The organism is Loktanella atrilutea (assembly GCF_900128995.1).
Taxonomy (GTDB): Bacteria; Pseudomonadota; Alphaproteobacteria; order Rhodobacterales; family Rhodobacteraceae; genus Loktanella; species Loktanella atrilutea.
Map to the genome: position 1 here is coordinate 1 of NZ_FQUE01000001.1, position 18,522 is coordinate 18,522.

Consider the following 18,522-nt stretch of genomic DNA (forward strand, 5'->3'; position numbering starts at 1 on the left):
CCTTGCGCTCGAGCAGAATGCCGATCCGGCGATAACCGAACCGGCGCCGCTTCCCGGCGATCTCCTTCATCTCCTCGCGGATCTCTGGACAGTCCTGCGGGCGTGTGCGCCGGACCGTCTTGGGATCGACACCGACCAGCTGGCAGGCCCGACGCTGCGAGATATCGTGATCCCGCATTGCCCTGAGCGCTGCCTCTCGCCGCTTGGTCAGCGTCGTCAGTTCTTTCCCAACAGATCCTTCAGGACGACATTGTCGAGCATGGTGTCGGCCAGCAGGCGCTTAAGCTTGGCGTTCTCGTCTTCCAGTGTCTTCAGCTTGGCGGCATCGGAAACCTCCATGCCGCCATACTTGGACTTCAGTTTGTAGAACGTCGCCGGGCTCAGACCATGCCTGCGGCACACCTCAACTGTCTGCAAGCCCGCCTCCTGCTCCTTGATCATCCCGATTATCTGCGCCTCGGTGAAACGGCTCTTTCTCATTCGTCTGCTCCTTCACGGTTGAGCAAACTCTACATCAGGCTGAGGGATATTGCGGGGGGCAGGTCAACTGGACGACGTGCTGAGCAGCCGGAGCCGGTTGACCGGTGGCAGCCTCGAACGATGTCTTCAGTTCTGCCGCCTTCGCGGGGGTCTTCAAACTGTTCGTTAGAAGGGTAAGCACACGTTGTAACGCATCCGCTTCCGCAGCAGACATCAAGACGCTGTCAGGAGTTTGGTGTGTTGGCCATTTGACGTTGATGCCATTTGCTTCAATGAGATTCCAGGCCCTGACCGCCGCCTCATCCCAAAGCAGATTATCGGCCGCGTCCGGGCCACTGGCCGAGATGCGCGCAATCTGTTGGCTGTTGGTCAGTCCATCAAGCTTTTGCGCAAAAACTTGCTTGGCCCAGTTTGTAAGGTCTCGCTGGCCAAGGGCCCTCACGTCTGCCGTATTTAACATGCGATCGCACTCCACGCTCATCTCACGTGCAAGTCTACTCGCAAGCCGACGATCTGTCGTGCGCAGAGAGAGTTGGAGGACACAGGTTCCTGTGGAAAACCCACAGACGCGTCTGCGCCATTGCCAGACCACGCCGCGGCGAAAAAGATGTCGATCATAACCCATGTGGCGGCTCCGAAGCTGGAGCGACGCTCGTCTGGCCAAAACGCGAAGTGTGACACCCATGTCTGACACATCGCAGCTACAAGAGAAGTAGCCAGTAAAATCAACAACTTACGGTGATATTGGCTCCGACGGTAGGGATCGAACCTACGACCAATTGATTAACAGTCAACTGCTCTACCGCTGAGCTACGTCGGAAAACCTGGGGCTGCTATAACAACCGGGTTTTGGCGCGTCCAGACCCATTCTGTAGAAAAGAAGAGTTCTTTCGATGGGTTTCCTTTGCGTCGTGCGAGCGGGTGAAGCAAGGGTCGCTGACAGCGTGAAATGGCGGGCACGAGCGGTCCATTTGCAGGTCTGAATGCATATGCGCTTACCCCGGCAGCCACATGTCTGCTGTGCAAACGTATCGGCATGGCCACTGCGCTGTGCGCTGACGCACCTATCACAGGCGCGCGACTGGCCCTATGTTGCGTGCGAACATTCCGAAAGGATCCGCCATGGCCGCGATCGTGTCCGTCAAGAACCTGCGCAAGACCTACGATACCGGGTTCGAGGCGCTGAAATCGGTCAACCTCGATATCGAGGAGGGCGAGATCCTCGCGCTGCTCGGGCCCAACGGGGCGGGCAAGACGACGCTGATCTCTACCATCTGCGGCATCACCGTGCCGACCTCTGGCACGGTCAGCGTCGGCGGCTTTGACACGGTGCTGGAATACCGTCAGGCCCGCAGCCTGATCGGGCTGGTCCCGCAGGAGATCAACCTCGAACCCTTCGAGACGGTGCAGAACACCGTCGCCTTTTCCCGCGGGCTGTTCGGCAAGCCCCGCGACGATGCCAAGGTCGCGGCGATCCTGAAATCCCTGTCGCTCGACGACAAGGCAAAGTCGAAGGTCAAGGAACTGTCGGGCGGCATGAAGCGCCGCGTGCTGATCGCCAAGGCGCTGGCGCACGAACCGCGCGTGCTCTTCCTCGACGAGCCCACGGCAGGCGTCGACGTGGAACTGCGCCGCGACATGTGGAACGTCGTGGCCGACCTGAAGGCCACGGGCGTCACGATCATCCTGACCACCCATTACATCGAGGAGGCGGAGGCCATCGCCGACCGCGTCGGTGTCATCAGCAAGGGGCAGATCCTGCTGGTGCAGGACAAGGCCGAACTGATGAGCCAGATGGGCAAGAAACAGCTGCGCGTCGATCTGGCGGAGCGGGCGACCACGATTCCCTCCAGCCTGTCGGACTATGACCTCGCGCTGGAAAAGGACGGCACCGTGCTGGTCTATACCTACGACACGCGCCACGAACGCACCGGCATCCGCCGCCTGCTGAACGAAATGAACGATGCGGGTCTGGTGATGACCGACCTGCAGACCCAGCAAAGCAGCCTCGAGGACATCTTCGTCGGGCTGGTAAAGGACGACGCATAATCATGGCCATGAACCTGACCGCGATCAAATCCATCTACCGCTTCGAGATGGCCCGCTTCTTCCGCACGATCACGCAGTCGCTGGTCTCTCCGGTGCTGTCCACGTCACTTTACTTCGTGGTCTTCGGCACCGCCATCGGCAGCCGCATCGACACCGTCGAGGGCGTGAGCTACGGCGCCTTCATCGTGCCGGGCCTTATCATGCTGAGCGTGATGACCCAATCGACCAGCAACGCCAGCTTCGGCATCTATTTCCCGAAGTTCATCGGCACGATCTACGAACTGCTGTCGGCCCCCGTGAACTTCATCGAGATCACCATCGGCTACGTCGGGGCCGCGGCGACAAAGGCGCTGTTCATCGGGGCGATCATCTTCATCACCGCCTTCTTCTTCGTCGATATTCAGGTGGCGCATCCGGTCTGGATGGTGGCCTTCCTCGTGATGACCTGCGTCAGCTTTGCGCTGCTGGGTTTCATCATCGGCATCTGGGCGGGCAATTTCGAGCAGTTGCAGCTGATTCCCCTGCTGATCATCACCCCGCTCGTATTCCTTGGCGGGTCCTTCTATTCCGTCACCATGCTGCCGCCGGTCTGGCAGACCATCACCATGTTCAACCCGGTCGTCTATCTGATCAGCGGTTTCCGCTGGGCGTTCTTCGACGCCGCCGACGTGCCGGTGGGCCTGTCCCTGCTGGCGATCAGCCTGTTCATGGGGGCCTGCCTGACCGCCATCTGGTGGATCTTCAGCACCGGTTGGCGCATCCGCCAGTAAGGCGCGCAACACCGCGGCGGCAAAGCCTTGCGGGGCTGGGGCAGGGGCCCTAGATCGGGGGGATGAAACTGAAAATCCCCTTTCTGAACCGCGACCCGCTGGTCAATGTCGTCCGCCTGCAAGGCGCCATCACCACCGCGGGCCGGGGGTTGGACGATCCGTCGCTCGCCGCCGTCCTGCAGAAGGCGTTCACACGGGGCAAACCCAAGGCCGTCGCCCTGCAGATCAACTGTCCCGGCGGCAGCCCGGTCCAATCCTCGCTGATCGCCGCGCGCATCCGGCGGTTGAGCCAGGACCATGACGTGCCCGTCATCGCCTTCGTCGAGGATGTCGCGGCCTCCGGCGGCTACTGGCTCGCCTGCGCGGCGGATGAGATCTATGCGGACGTGGGATCCCTCGTGGGGTCCATCGGCGTCATCGCGGCGGGCTTCGGCTTTCATGACCTGATCGATCGCTACGGCGTCGAACGCCGTGTCCACACGGCGGGCACCAGCAAGTCCATGCTCGATCCGTTCCGGCCCGAAAAGCCGGAGGACGTGCAGAAGCTCGAAGGCTGGCTGACCGACCTGCACGAGATCTTCATCGACTACGTCAAGTCGCGGCGCGAGGCGTTGCTTGACGACGATCCCGCGATCTTCTCGGGCGAGGTCTGGATCGGCCGCAAGGCAGAGGACAAGGGCCTGATCGACGGCATCGGTCACCTGATCCCGGTGATGAAGGCGATGCACGGCGACAAGGTGAAGTTCCGGCGCTACGGGCCGAAGAAGTCGCTTTTCGCCCGCCTCGGCGCGCGGATCATGGGCGACGCCATCGCCTCGATCGAGGATCGTACCGCCTTTGCCCGGTTCGGTCTCTAGATGCTCATCAAGGTCGCGGCGCTCTTCCTCGTCTTCTTCTTCGTGCTTGGGCTGTTCGGTAAATGGCGGTTCCCGGGGCAGAAGTCGCTTGCGGCGGCCAAATGCCCGAAGTGCGGGCGCTACAACATCGGCAAGGGCCCCTGCGCCTGTGAAAAAGGACGACCCTGAATGGAATGGATCCTCGCCGCCGGCGGTCTGATCATCCTGATCCTCGCCGGCGACAGCCTCGTGAAGGGCGCCGTGAACCTTGCGCTGCGCCTTGGCGTGCCCGCGCTGATCTTGTCGCTGACCATCGTGGCCTTCGGCACTTCTGCCCCCGAACTCCTCATTTCGGTGCAGTCGATCCTCGACGGCTTCCCGGGGCTGGCGCTGGGCAACGTGGTAGGGTCGAACACAGCCAACGTGCTGCTGGTGCTTGGGATTCCGGCGCTGCTGGCGGTGATCCACACCTCTGAATCGGACGTGCGCGCCAGCTACCTGCAGATGCTGGCCGCCTCGGTCCTGTTCATCGTGCTGTGCTTCTTCGGACCCCTGAACTGGATCAGCGGCCTGATCCTGCTGGCCGGTCTGGCGGCGATGCTGGTCGATGCCGTCCTGAAGGCCCGCCGCAGTCCCGCCCCGCCAGAGGTCGAGGGCGCGGATCCGTCGATGGCATGGGGCAAGATCATCCTGTTCCTCGTGATCGGCCTCATCGGCCTGCCGATCGGGTCGGAACTGCTGATCCGGGGCGCCACGGTTATCGCGCAGGACTTCGGCCTGTCCGACAGCGTGATCGGCCTGACGCTGGTGGCCGTCGGCACGTCCCTGCCGGAGCTTGCGACGACCGTCATGGCGGCCCTGCGGCGGCAGGCGGACGTGGCGCTGGGCAACGTGGTCGGGTCGAACCTGTTCAACATCCTCGGCATCATGGGCATCGCCACCTTGGTGGGTCCGGTGCCGGTGGACGACCAGTTCCTGACCTTCGATCTGTGGGTCATGCTGGGGGCTGCACTTCTGATGATCCCGCTGGTCTTCATGGGCCGCAACCTGACGCGGGTCTGGGGCGTCGGCCTGACGGCGGCCTATGCCGTCTATGTCTGGAGCATCCTGTGAGGGCGCTGGTCACCGGAGCCGGGTCGCGTCTGGGCCGCGCGATGGCGCTGACGCTGGCCGACCACGGTCACGACGTCGCCGTGCACTACGCCGGCAATGCCAAGGGGGCAGAGGAAACGGCTGCCCAGATCCGGGACCGGGGGCGGCACGCTGTCACCCTGCAGGCCGACCTGCTGGAAGAGGAAGCGACCGCAGCGCTGGTCGGCCGGGCCGCAAAGGGGCTGGGCGGGCCGCTGACGGTGCTGGTCAACAACGCCTCGATCTTCGATTACGACACGATCCAGAGTGCCACCCGCGACAGCTGGGACCGGCACATCGGGTCGAACCTGCGCGCGCCCTTCGTGCTGACGCAGGGCTTTGCCGCACAGGTGCCTGATCCGGTGACCGACGACCGGGGCGAACCGGTGGCGCAGGGCCTGATCGTCAACATGCTGGACCAGCGCGTACACAAGCTGACGCCCGCCTTCATGACCTACACCTTGGCCAAGATGGGCCTCTGGACCTTGACCCGCACGGCGGCGCAGGGCCTCGCCCCCCGCGTGCGCGTCAACGGAATCGGACCCGGTCCCACGCTGAAGGGCAGCCGCCAGTCAGAGGACCATTTCAAGCGCCAGCGCGCCGCGACGATCCTCGGTCGCGGTGCTGACGCGGACGATATTTGCACCGCGCTCGTCTACCTTTTGAACGCGAAGGCCGTCACGGGGCAGATGATTGCCGTTGACGGTGGTCAGCATCTAGGATGGCAGACGCCCGATGTGCTGGGCCTTGAATAAACTGCTTTGACGCAAGTTGTGCACCTTGACATCCGCGGGGCGCCGTTAGGCTTCCTTAATCTGCGTCAGACGCTCCTTCACAAAACCTTCACAAATATGTCTAACGAAAACAGCGGGATACAGAACCGCCCATAAATGCGGCAAAGTGATGAAGTGCCAGAGATGCAACGTAAAATTCGACCTCACAGCAAAGTGCCCCCGCAGTTATCCACAGATTCCGTGGATGCCTTTCGTCTTGTCCCGATTGCGTTAACATTGCAGCCACTCCCAGAATCACGGACCTACGGATGACCGAGACCAAGACAAGCGCCGCCCTGACGGGCTACGCCTATATCGCGGCCTTCGTGAAGACGCTGGACGCCTCGCCCGGGGTCTACCGGATGCTGGATGGCGAAAGCCGTGTGCTTTACGTCGGCAAGGCGCGCAACCTGAAGGCGCGGGTCACGAGCTATAGCCGGCGCGGTCAGCATTCGGGGCGCATCGCCCGGATGATCCGCGAGACGCAGGCGATGATGGTCCTGACCACCCGGACCGAGACCGAAGCGCTGCTGCTGGAGCAGAACCTGATCAAGCAGCTGAAGCCGCGCTACAACGTGCTGCTGCGCGACGACAAGTCGTTTCCGAACATCCTTGTCACCACGGGCCACGACTGGCCGCAGATCAAGAAGCACCGGGGCGCCAAGACCGAGAAGGGCGATTACTACGGCCCCTTCGCTGGCGCGGGGGCGGTGAACCGGACGCTGAACCAGTTGCAGCGGGTGTTCCTGCTGCGCAACTGCTCTGACCAGGACTTCGAGACGCGGACGCGGCCCTGCCTGCAGTACCAGATCAAGCGCTGCTCCGGTCCGTGTTGCGATCTGGTCAGCAAGGAGGACTACCGTGCGTCCGTCCGCAATGCGCAGGCCTTCCTGTCCGGCCGGACCAAGGGCATTCAGGAGACGCTGGCCGCCGAGATGGCCAGGGCGTCGGAGGCGATGGAGTTCGAGCGCGCCGCGGCGATGCGCGACCGGATCAAGGCGCTGACGCAGGTGCAGACCACGCAGGGCATCAATCCCAAGCACGTCGAGGAGGCCGACATCATCGGCCTGCACATCGACGGCGGGCAGGCCTGTGTTCAGGTCTTCTTCATCCGCGCGAACCAGAACTGGGGCAACCACGACTACTATCCCCGGATCAGCGGGGACGAGGACCCGACCGAGGTGATGGAGGCCTTCGTCGGCCAGTTCTACGCCGACCGCGAGCCGCCGAAGATGCTGATCCTGTCCCACGGGCTGGACGACACCGAATTGATGGCGCAGGCGCTGGGCGAGAAGCTGGGCCGCAAGGTCGAGATCATGGTGCCGCAGCGCGGCGAGAAGGCGGAGCTGGTGCAGGGCGCCCTGCGCAACGCCCGCGAAAGCCTTGCGCGCAAGATGAGCGAGACGGCGACGCAGGGGCGACTGCTGAAGGGCGTGGCCGAAGCGTTCGACCTCGAGAAGACACCGCGGCGCATCGAGGTTTACGACAACAGTCACATCCAGGGCAGCTTTGCCGTGGGCGCGATGGTCGTCGTGGGCCCCGAGGGGTTCGAGAAGAACCAGTATCGCAAGTTTAACATCCGCGGCGAGGATCTGGTGCCCGGCGACGACTTCGGCATGATGAAGGAAGTGTTGACCCGCCGGTTCCAGCGCCTGCTGAAGGAGGACCCGGAGCGCAAGGGCGGCACATGGCCGGACCTGCTGCTGATCGACGGCGGCGCGGGGCAGGTGAGTGCCGTGCGCGAGATCATGGAGAATCTTGGCGTCGGCGACGTGCCGATGGTCGGTGTCGCCAAGGGCATCGACCGGGACGCCGGCAAGGAGGAGTTCCACCGCACCGGCAAAAGCGTGATGGCGCTGCGGCACAACGATCCCGTGCTCTATTTCATCCAGCGGATGCGCGACGAGGTCCACCGCTTCGCCATAGGGACGCACCGTGCCAAGCGCGCCAAGGCGATCGGGGCCACGCCTCTCGACGACGTGCCGGGGGTGGGTGCCACGCGCAAGCGCGCGTTGCTGGCACATTTCGGGTCGGCCAAGGCGGTGGCGCGGGCCAATGTCGGCGACCTGCAGGCGGTGGGCGGAATCAGCCAGACCATGGCACAGACGATCTACGACTACTTTCACGAGAATGGCTGAGGGTTTGTGAGGGTGCCGATTTTTCTAGAAAAATCGGAGGGGGGCCAGCCCCCCGTCGGCAAGCCGACTCCCCCCGAGGTATTTGCGACGAGAAGAAGGGCGGGACCGCATCGCGTCGTCTGGCGTATCGCGCGGGCGGCGGGTAGGGTGCGGCCATGACTTTGAACGTGCCCAATATCCTGACGATCCTGCGCCTGCTGGCGGCCCCCGCCGTGGCGGTGATGTTCCTGTTCTTCGCGCGCCCCTGGGCGGACTGGTTCGCGCTCGTGCTTTTCGTCGGCGCGGCGCTGACGGATTTCGTCGATGGCTACCTGGCCCGGGCGTGGAAGCAGGAAAGCAAGTTCGGCGCGATGCTGGATCCGATCGCCGACAAGGCGATGGTGGTGATCGCGCTGCTGGTCATCACCGGGTTTTCGGGGATGAACCCCTGGATCCTGCTGCCGGCGACCTTCATCATCTTCCGCGAGGTCTTCGTGTCGGGCCTGCGCGAATTCCTGGGGGCGACGGCGGGGCTGCTGAAGGTCACGCAGCTGGCCAAGTGGAAGACGACGGCGCAGATGGTCGGAATCGCGCTGCTGTTCGCCACCGGCGCCTTCGAGCATTATCTGGGCATGCAGACCTTCGGCATGGACCGGCAGATGCGGGACAACGTGCTCGCGGGCAACATCCCCGACGAGCTGGGGCTGGTCTGGAAGGACTGGGGCATGATGCTGAGCTGGTATCTGGGGATCACGGTCCTGTGGCTGGCGGCCGCATTGACCCTGCTGACGGGCTGGGACTACTTTCGCAAGGCCATGCCTTATCTGAGGGACGCGTGATGGACGTGCTGTACTTTGCATGGGTGCGCGAACGCATCGGCCTGCCCCGCGAGCGGGTGGAGACACAGGCCGCCACGGTGAAGGATCTGGTTACCGAGTTGCGGGCGCGCGAGGCGCGCTACGATGCGGCCTTTGCGGATACGACCGCGCTGCGGGTCGCCCTTGACCAGGTGCTGGCGGATTTCGACGCGCCGCTGGCCGGAGTGCGCGAGGTCGCGTTCTTTCCCCCGATGACGGGCGGCTGATGCCGGTCCGGGTGCAGGATGCGGTCTTTGACGCTGGGGCGGAGCTGAACGCCTTTACCGGCGCTGTCGCGGGGGCGGGGGCCGTCGTGAGTTTTACCGGAATCGTGCGCGATGTTGACGGTGGGCTGCGGGACATGCTGATCGAGCATTATCCGGGCATGACGGAAAAGGCGATCACGGGCATCGTGGCAGAAGCGCGGGTGCGGTGGGATCTGGCCGATGCGCTGGTGATCCACCGGTTCGGACAGCTGGCGCCGGGGGCCGCGATCATGATGGTGGCCACGGCGGCGCCGCATCGGGCTGCGGCCTTTGCCGCGGCGGATTTCCTGATGGACTACCTGAAATCGCGGGCGCCCTTCTGGAAGAAGGAAGTCACGGCGGAGGGTGCGGACTGGGTCGCCGCCAAGGCCGCCGACGAGGATGCGCTGGACCGCTGGTCCTGACCTTATCCGCAGGGAAGACGCGCGTTGCGTCAGGGGTTTGTTAACGGATCGTGGCGGTGGCAGGGGACGATGTGGTCGTTCACCAGCCCGCAGGCCTGCATGAACGCGTAGACGATCGTCGGTCCGCAGAACCGGAAGCCCGCCTTCTTGAGGTCCTTCGAGATTTGCGTGGAGAGCGGTGTGAAGGCCGGCACGTCGGCCATCGTGGCACGGTGGGTCTGCAGCGGGCTGCCGTCCACGTAGTCCCACAGGAAGCGGTCGAATCCCTGCTGCGCCTCGATCCGCTGCCAGGCCTGCGCGTTGGTGATCGTCGCGGCGATCTTGCCCCGGTGGCGGATGATGCCGGGGTCGGCCAGCAGGCGGGCGATTTCGGGCTCGCCCCATGCTGCGATGATGTCGGGGTCGAAGCCGGCAAAGGCGGCGCGGAAGTTGTCGCGCTTGCGCAGGATCGTGATCCACGACAGCCCGGCCTGAAAGCCGTCGAGCACGAGCTTTTCCCACAGCGCGCGGCTGTCGTATTCGGGCACGCCCCATTCGGTGTCGTGGTAGGCCTGGTAGAGCGGGTCGTCGCCCGCCCAGGCGCAGCGGATCGGTGGCATGAGGTGACCTCTGGCGGGGATGTCTTAACCCGGTGTTAGGCGGCAGGCGGCACTGTGGCAAGGCCCGGAATTGGATCGCATGCCATGTCGCAGACCCGCCTTCACCCGACGCCCGCAGGGGACGATGATTTCGCCGATCCGCTGCAGTACGCCTTTGCCAGCCGCGATGCGGATACGCCGCAACTCGTGTCGCGCGCGCTGGACCGGGGGCAGGCAAAGCTGGCCTTTCAGCCGATCGTCATGGCGGCGGACCCCGCGCGGACAGCCTTTCACGAAGGGCTGATCCGGCTGCTGGACGATGCGGGGCGGGTCATTCCTGCCGCCAATTTCATGCCGCAGGTGACGAATACGGAGATCGGGCGCCGGATCGACGTGCTGACGCTGGACCTTGCCCTGCGGATGCTGCGGCAGAACCCGGCGATGCGGCTGTCGGTCAACGTCTCGGCCCGGTCGCTGGGCGACTGGCGCTGGCGCCAGACGCTGGAAGCCGGGCTGGCGGAACGCGGCGCGCTGGGCGAGCGTCTGATCTTCGAGATCAGCGAAGCTTCTGCCATGATGCTGCACGAGGTCGTCATGCACTTCATGCAGGACATGCAACCGCGTGGCGTGGCCTTTGCGCTGGACGGCTTCGGCGGCGGGATGACGGCCTTCCGGCACCTGAAGGATTTCTTCTTCGACATGGTGAAGGTCGACAAGACCTTCGTGAAGGGGATCGCCGGCGACCCCGACAATCAGGTGCTGGTGGAGGCGCTGGTGACCGTGGCCCACCAGTTCGAGATGTTCGCGATCGTCGAGGGGGTGGAGAATGCCCAGGACGCGCGATGGCTGCAGGGAATTCCGGTCGACTGTATGCAGGGCTATCACTTCGGCGCCCCCCGGTTCGAAATCGACGACTTGGTTCGAGTTGCCCTTCCCTGACGTGCGGCATACATTCGGGTGCAAGACGCGGAGGGGGGACGACGTCATGCCTGCTTCGCGGCCTGCAACCGCTAGAAAGGGTTAACATGACCAATGTCGTGATCGCGTCCGCCGGGCGCACCGCTGTCGGAAGTTTCCTCGGCTCGTTCGCCGCAACGCCTGCCCACGATCTGGGGGCCGCCATGCTGGAGGGCATCGTGGAGCGCGCCGGGATCGACAAGTCCGAGGTGAGCGAGACGATTCTGGGTCAGGTGCTGACCGCGGCGCAGGGGCAGAACCCGGCGCGTCAGGCGCATATCAACGCGGGGCTTCCGATCGAGTCCGCGGCCTGGTCGATCAACCAGGTCTGCGGGTCGGGCCTGCGGGCCGTGGCGATCGCCGCGCAGCATATCCAGCTGGGTGACGCCACGATCGTCGCCGCTGGCGGGCAGGAGAACATGTCGATGTCGCCCCACGCGGCCAACCTGCGTCAGGGCCACAAGATGGGCGACGTGACCTACATCGATACGATGATCAAGGACGGTCTGTGGGACGCCTTCAACGGCTATCACATGGGTCAGACGGCAGAGAATGTGGCCGAGAAGTACCAGATCAGTCGTGATCAGCAGGATGAATTCGCCGTCGGATCGCAGAACAAGGCCGAGGCCGCGCAGAAGGCCGGCAAGTTCAAGGACGAGATCATTCCCTTCACCATCAAGACCCGCAAGGGCGACGTGGTGATGGACAGCGACGAATACATCCGCCACGGCGCCACGATCGAGGCGATGCAGAAGCTGCGTCCCGCCTTTGCCAAGGACGGATCGGTCACGGCGGCCAATGCCTCTGGCCTGAACGACGGCGCCGCCGGCTGCCTGCTGATGACGGCGGAGGAGGCGGAGAAGCGCGGGATCGAGCCACTGGCGCGGATCGTGTCCTACGCAACGGCCGGTCTCGATCCCAAGATCATGGGCGTCGGCCCGATCTTTGCCTCGCGCAAGGCGCTGGAGAAAGCGGGCTGGAAAGCGGCAGACCTCGAATTGGTCGAGGCGAACGAGGCGTTCGCCGCGCAGGCCTGTGCGGTAAACAAGGAGATGGGCTGGGACCCCGAGATCGTGAACGTGAACGGCGGCGCCATCGCTATCGGTCATCCGATCGGCGCCTCGGGCGCCCGGGTTTTGAACACCCTGCTGTTCGAGATGCAGCGCCGCGGCGTGAAGAAGGGCCTTGCGACACTGTGCATCGGCGGCGGCATGGGTGTCGCCATGTGCGTCGAGCGGCCCTGACCGCCTTCGCCCGCGTCCCACCTGGGGCGCGAGCATAAGCGCTTCACCAACAGCCGGAGATCCGAAACAGAGAACCACAACGAAACCGGTGGACGCAACATTATTGCTCTTTACACTGAAGTGACGATCAAGGGAGGAAAGACACATGGCTCGAGTGGCACTTGTCACAGGGGGGACGCGCGGCATCGGCGCGGCCATTGCAACCGCACTGAAGGAGGCCGGATACAGCGTCGCCGCGACCTATGCGGGCAATGACGAAAAGGCCAAGGCCTTTTCCGATGAGCACGGCATCAAGACCTACAAGTGGGACGTCGGCAGCTATGACGCCTGCAAGGAGGGCATCGCGGGGATCGAGGCCGACCTCGGTCCGATCGAGGTGCTGGTGAACAATGCGGGCATCACCCGCGACGCGCCCTTTCACAAGATGACGCCGGACCAGTGGAACCAGGTTATCGACACCAACCTGACAGGCGTCTTCAACATGACCCATCCGGTGTGGCCCGGCATGCGCGAGCGCAAGTTCGGGCGGATCATCACGATCAGTTCGATCAACGGGCAGAAGGGCCAGTTCGCGCAGGCGAACTATTCCGCCGCCAAGGCCGGTGACATCGGGTTCACCAAGGCGCTGGCGCAGGAAGGCGCGCGCGCGGGGATTACCGTCAACGTGATATGCCCGGGCTATATCAACACCGACATGATGAGCACCATTCCCGAGAAAGTCATGGACAGCATCGTGGGCGGCATTCCAGTCGGCCGGCTGGGCGAACCCGCGGAGATCGCCCGCGCGGTGGTCTTCCTCGCCTCCGACGATGCAGCCTTCATCACCGGGGCTACGCTGACCGCGAACGGCGGGCAGTACATGGCCTGAGGCACGAAGACGTGCTAGGCGCGACAGGCCGGGGTAAGTCCCCGGCCTTTTGCATGGCGGGGATCACATGACACGCAAGGGTGCGACACTGACGGGGTTCATCGCCGTACTGCTCTGGTCCCTGCTGGCGGTTCTGACGGTGCTGACCTCTCCGGTGCCACCGTTCCAGCTCGCGGCGCTGACCTTCGCGGTGGGCGCGGGTGTCGGTCTGGTCTGGGGGGCGGCGACGGGCACGCTGGGACGTTTGCGACAGGTGCCGGTGGCGGTCTACGCGATGGGAACCTTCGGGTTGTTCGGCTATCACGCGCTTTATTTTTCGGCGCTTCGGCTGGCACCACCGGCAGAGGCGGGGCTGATCGCCTACCTTTGGCCGCTCCTAATCGTGCTGCTGTCAGGCCTGCTTCCGGGAGAGACCCTGCGCCGCGGCCACGTCGCCGGGGCGGTGCTGGGATTTGCGGGGGCTGCACTGATCATTCTGGGCGGCCGCGGCGTGGCGGGCACGGGCGCCTTCGCCGGCTATGCGCTGGCGCTGCTGTGCGCGCTGTTCTGGTCGGGCTATTCGGTCCTGTCCCGACGGCTGGGTGGCGTGCCGACGGTGAGCGTGACGGTATTCTGCGCCGCGACCGCGGTTCTGGCTGCCGTGGTTCACATGGTGACGGAAAACCCGGTGGCACCATCCGCCGTCGGCTGGCTGGCGATCATCGGGCTGGGGCTTGGGCCGGTGGGGCTGGCGTTCTTCGTCTGGGACATCGGGGTGAAGGCCGGGGATATCCAGGTGCTTGGCACCGCATCGTATGCGGCACCCGTGCTGTCGACGATGGTGCTGGTTCTGGCGGGTCAATCGCCCGCGACATGGGCGCTGGCAGGGGCCACGGTCCTGATCGCCGGTGGGGCTGCACTGGCCGCAAGGGCCAGTGCAAAAGGACCGATCGTTACGCCGACAGACGTGTGATCGCTTGCTTGATCATCAGCTTCTGCTTTTTCAGGCGAGAGATCTCCTGATCGTCGATCGCCGGGCGGCGCTGAAGCGATTCGACCGACTCGGACAGGATCTGGTGCTTCTTTTTCAGTTCCTCAACGTGCGAACTCAAGCTCATGGTCGGCTCCTTTTGCTGTCATTGAACAGTTACATTCCAGCACAGACCGGTTTCAAAGTCACGGTGTTTGGCCCGATCCTGCCGTTTGCCCAGTTTCAGACGCAATTATTGCCAAGAGATTAATCTCGCCACGGCAATTTTTCGCTACCTCCGTCGCCGTGATCGCCATGGGGGTCGCAATGTCGGACAGCGCGCCCATATGCGCCCGCCGCTGGCCCGGCATCAAGGCGAGGTGTCGATCTGCGCGTCGCGCATCACGGCGCGGGCCAAGAACAGATCGCGGTCTGCCACCATGACGCGGCGCGGCAATATGCCAAGGCTGCCGTCGAGGATGCTCATGTTTACGTCAAACTGGAAACAGGTTATGTCCTCGGCGTCCAGAAGGGCGGTCGCAAGGGCGATGACGGTCGGGTCATTGGTGCGCAGCAGTTCTTTCATGGGCAAAACCTAAGTCGCGCCCGCGCCCTTGTCCATTCAGCCTGCGAAAGTTGCCGTCATGAGCCTCGATCACGCCGCTTCGAAACCCCACGAGCGGCTGGCTGCCGCGCTGTCCGGGGACATGGCCGCCGTGAACGACATGATCGCGGCACGCATGGCGTCGGAACACGCGCCGCGCATTCCCGAAGTGACGGCACATCTGGTGAACGCGGGCGGCAAACGGTTGCGGCCGATGCTGACGCTCGCCGCGGCACGGCTTTGCGGCTACGACGGACCCTTCCACGTCCATCTGGCGGCGACGGTGGAGTTCATCCACACCGCCACCCTGCTGCACGACGACGTCGTTGATGAAAGCGACAAGCGGCGCGGGCGGCCGACGGCGAACCTGCTGTGGGACAACACCTCGAGCGTGCTGGTGGGCGACTACCTCTTTGCCCGCAGCTTTCAGTTGATGGTCGAGACGGGCAGCCTGCGGGTGCTGGATATCCTTGCCAATGCGGCGGCAACGATAGCGGAGGGCGAGGTCCTGCAATTGACGGCGGCGCGCAACATTGCGACGACAGAGGAAACCTACCTCAAGGTCGTGCGGGGCAAGACCGCGGCGCTGTTTTCCGCCGCGACAGAGGTGGGCGGCGTCATCGCTGGTGCGCCGGAGGATCAGGTCAAGGCGCTGCATGACTATGGCGATGCGCTGGGGATTGCCTTTCAGATCGTCGACGACCTGCTGGACTGGCAGGGCGGGGCCGGGATCGGCAAGAACGTCGGCGACGATTTCCGAGAGGGCAAGATGACACTGCCCGTGATCCGCGCGATTGCCGCGGGCGACGCCGAGGACCGCGTGTTCTGGACCCGCACGCTGGAAAAGCGCGTGATCGAGGCGGGCGATCAGGACCGGGCGCTGGCCTTGCTGGACAGGCACGGCACGCTGGCCAGCACGCGTGACGATGCGCTGATGTGGGCGGACAGGGCCAAGACCGCGCTGGCAGCGCTGCCGGATCACCAGATCCGCGAGATGCTGACGGATCTGGCGGACTATGTGGTGGCGCGCCTCGTCTGACGCTCAGGCGCGCTGCACGGCGGCCGGGGCGACCCACCACGCCATTTCTGCCACCTGAACCGCGCGGGCCGTAAGCCGGGCCGCAGCCATGTCTTGCACCAGTGCCCAGCACGTGGCACCGGAGCCTGACAGGCCGACGGCCTTGACCGCTGGCAGACGCTGCAGCCGGTCAAGCACCCGGTCGATATCCGGCGCCATGCTGCGGGCCGTGTCCAGCAGGTCGTTGCGCTGGTGCGACAGCCAGTGCGCGAAATCGTCGAAGGCCATGCCATGGGGCAGATCCGCCATGGGATCGTTGTGACGCGATGCCAGTGCCTTGAAGACCTGCGGCGTAGGGGTTTTGACCCGAGGATTGACTAGGACGAGCGCACAGTCGGGCAGGGCCGGCGCGTGGGCGATGTGATCGCCCGTGCCGGTCATGTGCAACGGGCCCGGCCCCGACAGGCAGGCCGGCACATCGGCGCCAAGGGCCAGCACCTCTGGATGGTCGGCGGGCAGGGGGGTGACGTCCCAGAATGCCGCCAGCAGCGTCAGCGCGGCTGCGGCGTCCGCGGACCCGCCGCCGACGCCCGCCGCGTGGGGCAGGTTCTTTTCCAGCTGCAGCCCGGCGCCACGGTCGACACCGCGCACCCGCGCCAGCGCATGGGCCGCGCGCAGCACGAGGTTGCGGTCGTCCGTCGGCACGCCTTGCGCAAATGGGCCGCCGACGGTCAGGCGCAGGTCTGGGGCGGGCTGCACGGTCAGCCGGTCACCCAGATCGACGAAGACCACGAGCGAATCGAGCGTATGATAGCCATCGTCGCGCTGACCGGTCACGTGCAGCGTCAGGTTCACCTTGGCCGGGGCATCTGCGGTCAGCCTGCTCATCGGGCGGGTTCGGAGGCGACGCGGGTGGGCGCGAGCCCTTCATCGGCCCGCACGGCGTCAAGGCCGCGGGCGAGCTTCGCGCGGATGCGGGCCGCAAGCTCCGGCTCGGGATCGAAGGACAGCGAGCGTTGCCACTGGAAGCGCGCCTCTCGCTGGCGGCCGACGGCCCAGTAGGCATCGCCAAGGTGATCGTTGACGACCGCGTCGGTCGCCTCCAGTGAGGCGGCCTTTTCCATCGGGTCGATGGCGTCCTCGTAGCGGCCAAGCTGAAAATAGACCCAGCCAAGGGAATCCACGATGGCGCCGTTGTCGGGCTGGTCCGCGACGGCACGCTCGATCATGCCGAGGGCCTCGTCCAGCTTCTCGCCTCGCTCTACGAGGGAGTAGCCAAGGTAGTTCAGGACCTGCGGCTGGTCGGGATTGAGGGCGAGGGCGGCGCGAAAGTCCGCTTCTGCGTCGGACCATTGGTCAAGGTCGTGGTGGATGACGCCGCGGGTGTAGAGGACGAGCCAGCGGTTGGGATCGGACTCCGGGAACAGGTCGAGCGCTGCGGTATAGGCGGCGATCGCCCCTGTCTTGTCACCGGCATCGCGCAGGACATCGCCCAGTTTGGACTGGACGTAGGGCAGGTCAGGGTGCGAACGGGCAAGCGATTGCGCCACCTCTGTCGCGACGGCGGTATCGCCGGAGCTGCGCAGGGTGTCGATGCGCCCCAGTTCGGCGTTCACGAAGGCCGGCGCGTCCTGCGGCACCTGCGCGAAGGCGGCCGCTGCCAGTTCGTATTGACCGAGGTTCTGCAGGAGTGCCGCGGCCAGCATCGCGGCATCGGCGTTCTGGGGTGCCAGAAGCTGCGCCACCCGCGCGTATTGCAGGGTATAGTCGTCGCGGGTCTCGACTGCGAGCAGGCTCGCAATCATGAATGCGACCTCTGCCACGCCATCACGGGGGTCGGTCACGATGTCGAAGGGCAGCGTTTCTTTGGCCGCCAGCCGTTTTCGCAGGTCGGCGAGGGCCGGGTCCAGCGAGGGGCCGAAGGCGGCCTCGAGCGCGGCGGTGGCGTCTTCGTTGCGGCCCATCTGCGACAGCACCTGTGCGCGGGCGATGACGGCGCGGGGGCTGAAGGCCGTGGCGCCGGGTCCGGGATCGGACAGGATCGCGTCGGCGCCTTCGTAGTCCCCGACGGAGGCGAGGGCGAGCGCCTTGTGAAAGCGACCGTAGGGCGCCATCCCGTCGGTCGCGATCACCGCGTCGAAGGCGGTCAGCGCCTCTGTCATGTTGCCGAGGCCCACCGTTGCCCAGGCCCGCGTCAGGCCGTCGAACAGCGGGCTGACGCCTTGACCCGCGTCGAGGTCTGCCAGGATGCCGGTCCAGTCGTCCCGCAACGCGGCGTCGGCAATCAGGACCATATTGCCGACCTGACTGGCGAAACCGCCGTCGCGCAGGGCCTGCGCCGTCGGCTTTGCCGCGTCGATGTTCCCCATGGCGAGGTCGGCGATGACGCTGCCTTCCAGAAGGGCGGGATTGTCGGTGTCCGCCACGCGGGCCGCGTCATACCATTTGCCGGCGGCGGCATAGTCGCTGCGGCTGGCCGCGTTCCGGGCTGCCAGATAGGCGCCGGCGTCGGGCGTGTCGGTGCCGGTCGCAGCGGGGGCCTGCGCGTCTTGCGCCGCGGCGCCGGCCGCGATCAGGGTCGCAAGGATCGCGCCGGTCGAAATCAGTCTTTTCACGTGTGG

21 protein-coding genes, 1 tRNA gene and 1 pseudogene are annotated in these 18,522 nt (G+C 65.0%); 15 read left to right on the forward strand and 8 right to left on the reverse strand.

The features are described from left to right. From BUA54_RS20485 to BUA54_RS00020, 3 genes and pseudogenes are all read right to left on the reverse strand, one after another. A pseudogene (locus tag BUA54_RS20485) lies at positions 1-480 on the reverse strand (transposase); the annotation flags it as partial. 34 nt (positions 481-514) lie between these two features. Continuing rightward, positions 515-940 (reverse strand): hypothetical protein, encoded by a 426-nt coding sequence (locus tag BUA54_RS00015; protein WP_143155311.1) that lies wholly within the window; start codon positions 938-940, stop codon positions 515-517. A 285-nt stretch (positions 941-1,225) separates the two neighbouring features. Beyond that, positions 1,226-1,300 (reverse strand) — tRNA-Asn (locus BUA54_RS00020). 302 nt (positions 1,301-1,602) lie between these two features. On the opposite strand from BUA54_RS00020, the gene BUA54_RS00025 reads away from it, so the two are divergent. The 10 genes from BUA54_RS00025 (at position 1,603) to BUA54_RS00065 (ending at position 9,683) form a co-directional block, all read left to right on the forward strand. After that, the gene (locus tag BUA54_RS00025) at positions 1,603-2,529 is read left to right on the forward strand and encodes an ABC transporter ATP-binding protein (protein ID WP_072855177.1); all 927 of its coding nucleotides are present in this window, start codon (positions 1,603-1,605) and stop codon (positions 2,527-2,529) included. An 8-nt stretch (positions 2,530-2,537) separates the two neighbouring features. Next, positions 2,538-3,299: an ABC transporter permease gene (locus BUA54_RS00030; RefSeq protein WP_072856061.1), complete on the forward strand. Its 762-nt coding sequence runs from the start codon at positions 2,538-2,540 to the stop codon at positions 3,297-3,299. A 62-nt stretch (positions 3,300-3,361) separates the two neighbouring features. Beyond that, entirely contained in the window at positions 3,362-4,156 is a 795-nt protein-coding gene (locus tag BUA54_RS00035; RefSeq protein ID WP_072855178.1) for a S49 family peptidase, read from the forward strand. Then, on the forward strand, positions 4,157-4,324 hold the full coding sequence (locus tag BUA54_RS21110; protein ID WP_178352686.1) for a hypothetical protein: 168 nt from the start codon (positions 4,157-4,159) through the stop codon (positions 4,322-4,324). Beyond that, entirely contained in the window at positions 4,325-5,248 is a 924-nt protein-coding gene (locus BUA54_RS21480) for a calcium/sodium antiporter (RefSeq protein WP_072855179.1), read from the forward strand. It begins immediately after the preceding gene. Then, on the forward strand, positions 5,245-6,021 hold the full coding sequence (locus tag BUA54_RS21485; protein WP_072855180.1) for an SDR family oxidoreductase: 777 nt from the start codon (positions 5,245-5,247) through the stop codon (positions 6,019-6,021). The genes BUA54_RS21480 and BUA54_RS21485 overlap by 4 nt, the downstream gene beginning before the upstream one ends. Before the next feature lie 287 nt (positions 6,022-6,308). Further along, positions 6,309-8,177 carry an excinuclease ABC subunit UvrC gene (gene uvrC, locus BUA54_RS00050; protein WP_072855181.1) on the forward strand — a complete coding sequence of 623 codons (1,869 nt, stop codon included), beginning with the start codon at positions 6,309-6,311 and terminating at the stop codon, positions 8,175-8,177. A gap of 155 nt (positions 8,178-8,332) precedes the next feature. Next, entirely contained in the window at positions 8,333-8,995 is a 663-nt protein-coding gene (gene pgsA, locus BUA54_RS00055) for a CDP-diacylglycerol--glycerol-3-phosphate 3-phosphatidyltransferase (RefSeq protein WP_072855182.1), read from the forward strand. Further along, on the forward strand, positions 8,995-9,240 hold the full coding sequence (moaD, locus tag BUA54_RS00060; protein WP_072855183.1) for a molybdopterin converting factor subunit 1: 246 nt from the start codon (positions 8,995-8,997) through the stop codon (positions 9,238-9,240). The genes pgsA and moaD overlap by 1 nt, the downstream gene beginning before the upstream one ends. Then, entirely contained in the window at positions 9,240-9,683 is a 444-nt protein-coding gene (locus tag BUA54_RS00065) for a molybdenum cofactor biosynthesis protein MoaE (protein WP_072855184.1), read from the forward strand. The genes moaD and BUA54_RS00065 overlap by 1 nt, the downstream gene beginning before the upstream one ends. A 29-nt stretch (positions 9,684-9,712) precedes the next feature. Here BUA54_RS00065 and BUA54_RS00070 read toward each other — a convergent pair whose 3' ends face one another. Further along, the gene (locus BUA54_RS00070) at positions 9,713-10,282 is read right to left on the reverse strand and encodes a DNA-3-methyladenine glycosylase I (RefSeq protein WP_072855185.1); all 570 of its coding nucleotides are present in this window, start codon (positions 10,280-10,282) and stop codon (positions 9,713-9,715) included. Between the two features lie 84 nt (positions 10,283-10,366). Here BUA54_RS00070 and BUA54_RS00075 point away from each other — a divergent pair, with 84 nt between their 5' ends. From BUA54_RS00075 to yddG, 4 genes are all read left to right on the forward strand, one after another. Continuing rightward, on the forward strand, positions 10,367-11,200 hold the full coding sequence (locus tag BUA54_RS00075; protein ID WP_072855186.1) for an EAL domain-containing protein: 834 nt from the start codon (positions 10,367-10,369) through the stop codon (positions 11,198-11,200). Between the two features lie 86 nt (positions 11,201-11,286). After that, the gene (locus BUA54_RS00080; RefSeq protein ID WP_072855187.1) at positions 11,287-12,462 is read left to right on the forward strand and encodes an acetyl-CoA C-acetyltransferase; all 1,176 of its coding nucleotides are present in this window, start codon (positions 11,287-11,289) and stop codon (positions 12,460-12,462) included. A gap of 145 nt (positions 12,463-12,607) precedes the next feature. Then, positions 12,608-13,330, forward strand: a complete 723-nt coding sequence (phbB, locus tag BUA54_RS00085) for an acetoacetyl-CoA reductase (protein WP_072855188.1) — start codon at positions 12,608-12,610, stop codon at positions 13,328-13,330. A gap of 67 nt (positions 13,331-13,397) precedes the next feature. After that, positions 13,398-14,282, forward strand: coding sequence for an aromatic amino acid exporter YddG (yddG, locus tag BUA54_RS00090; RefSeq protein ID WP_072855189.1), 885 nt, complete (start codon positions 13,398-13,400; stop codon positions 14,280-14,282). On the opposite strand, the gene BUA54_RS00095 is transcribed toward yddG, so the two are convergent. Together BUA54_RS00095 and BUA54_RS00100 are read right to left on the reverse strand one after the other, a co-directional pair. Continuing rightward, positions 14,263-14,427, reverse strand: coding sequence for a YdcH family protein (locus tag BUA54_RS00095; RefSeq protein WP_072855190.1), 165 nt, complete (start codon positions 14,425-14,427; stop codon positions 14,263-14,265). The genes yddG and BUA54_RS00095 overlap by 20 nt on opposite strands. A 222-nt stretch (positions 14,428-14,649) precedes the next feature. Then, positions 14,650-14,865, reverse strand: a complete 216-nt coding sequence (locus BUA54_RS00100) for a putative signal transducing protein (RefSeq protein ID WP_072855191.1) — start codon at positions 14,863-14,865, stop codon at positions 14,650-14,652. 58 nt (positions 14,866-14,923) lie between these two features. Between BUA54_RS00100 and BUA54_RS00105 the strand changes: the two genes are divergently transcribed. After that, positions 14,924-15,922, forward strand: coding sequence for a polyprenyl synthetase family protein (locus BUA54_RS00105; protein WP_072855192.1), 999 nt, complete (start codon positions 14,924-14,926; stop codon positions 15,920-15,922). Positions 15,923-15,925: 3 nt separating this feature from the next. Here the strand turns inward: BUA54_RS00105 and BUA54_RS00110 are convergent, their stop codons facing one another. Then, a complete protein-coding gene (locus BUA54_RS00110; RefSeq protein WP_072855193.1) occupies positions 15,926-16,789 on the reverse strand; it encodes a 4-(cytidine 5'-diphospho)-2-C-methyl-D-erythritol kinase in 864 nt (287 codons plus the stop codon). After that, positions 16,786-18,516: a tetratricopeptide repeat protein gene (locus tag BUA54_RS00115; protein WP_245810526.1), complete on the reverse strand. Its 1,731-nt coding sequence runs from the start codon at positions 18,514-18,516 to the stop codon at positions 16,786-16,788. The genes BUA54_RS00110 and BUA54_RS00115 overlap by 4 nt, the downstream gene beginning before the upstream one ends. Positions 18,517-18,522 lie beyond the last annotated feature (6 nt).